This window comes from Vibrio halioticoli NBRC 102217 (genome assembly GCF_000496695.1).
Classification (GTDB): Bacteria; Pseudomonadota; Gammaproteobacteria; order Enterobacterales; family Vibrionaceae; genus Vibrio; species Vibrio halioticoli.
In genome coordinates this window covers 1-1600 of the sequence record NZ_BAUJ01000104.1, presented here as the reverse complement: position 1 = coordinate 1600, position 1600 = coordinate 1, and the positions used below count along the sequence as shown (strand labels likewise).

At 48.9% G+C, this 1600-nt stretch carries 1 protein-coding gene; it reads left to right on the top strand.

Translation table 11 applies throughout. The annotated features are described in order from the left end of the window. The coding region (locus tag VHA01S_RS17710) for a cadherin-like domain-containing protein (RefSeq protein ID WP_039971416.1) at positions 1-1600 on the top strand (1600 nt) is incomplete at both ends.

The following is a 1600-nucleotide window of genomic DNA, read 5'->3' as shown; positions in this document are numbered from 1 at the left end:
GGGTAATACCAGTACGGGTGAAATTACCGTCACTATCCATGGCAGTAACGATATCCCATCACTGCAGATCGCTCAAAGTGCCAATACCACCGGTACGCTCAGCACAATCGATGTTGATACAACCGATACACATACCTATGACGCAGTCGGTGGCACCACTACTGGTAGCAGCGTTGTAGCCCACGGCACGTTCGGTGATTTAACGCTGGATAATGCAACAGGCGTCTATAGCTACACAATGCACGCTGATGCCATTCATCAAGGCATGAACTACGACGCGAACTCAGGAAAGTACACGGGACAAGATACCTTTGAGGTCAGCACCGACGATCACCATGGTGGTAAGGACTCACAGTTTTTAACCTTTAATCCAACAGCGACAGTAATGGCGGCGTCAGTGGTTGGCCAGCAGCCAACAGTAACTAATAACGTTCCTACTCAAGCGCAATTGACGCCGATGGCGCCAATCGCTCCGGCAATAACACTGACTACCCCAACGGTGACGCTGACAGGGCTTACTGGAAATACCGATACCGGTATCGATCATACTGATGGTATTACATCAAACCCAACACCATCGATCACTGGTACTACTGACATCCCATTCTCACAAGTCGATATTATCGATGGCAAAAATGCCGATGGCAGCGATCATATTGTTGGCTCAGGTTTTTCTGATGGGAATGGTAAATTTGAGATTGTGGTAGACCTGGGTAAATCATCATCGGTTGATGGCACTCATCATGATTTAGGCGCGAAGGTCACTGACCCATCAGGACATGATGGACAGACAACGGCAACAACAGCGATAGTGATTGACCAAAATGTTGCTGCGCCGGATGCAACAGATACCGTTACTGAAGATACAAATGTTATTGCGACAGGTGATGTTAACCCGCAAGGCGAAGCGGGTGACGTAGTCACTATCATCGATGCTGATGGTAAGCATGGGCACTTTGATGTGAAGGCGGATGGGACCTATACCTATACGCTTGATAACAAAGCCGCTCAACACCTTGCGCAAGGTGAATCTGAAACAGACAGCGTTAAGTACACTGTGACTGATATGGCGGGTAATACCAGTACGGGTGAAATTACCGTCACTATCCATGGCAGTAATGACGTTCCTGAACTGCATATTACGCAAAGCACGAATACCACCGGTACGCTCAGCACAATCGATGTTGATACAACCGATACACATACCTATGACGCAGTCGGTGGCACCACTACTGGTAGCAGCGTTGTAGCCCACGGCACGTTCGGTGATTTAACGCTTGATAATGCAACAGGCGTCTATAGCTACACAATGCACGCCGATGCCATTCATCAAGGCATGAACTACGACACGAACTCCGGAAAGTACACGGGACAAGATACCTTTGAGGTCAGCACCGATGATCATCATGGAGGCAAGGACTCGCAGTTTTTAACCTTTAATCCAACGGCGACAGTAACAGCGGCGTCAGTGGTTGGCCAGCAGCCAACAGTAACTAATAACGTTCCTACTCAAGCACAATTGACGCCAATGGCGCCGATAGCTCCGGCAATAACACTGACTACGCCAACGGTGACGCTGACAGGGCTTACTGGAAATACC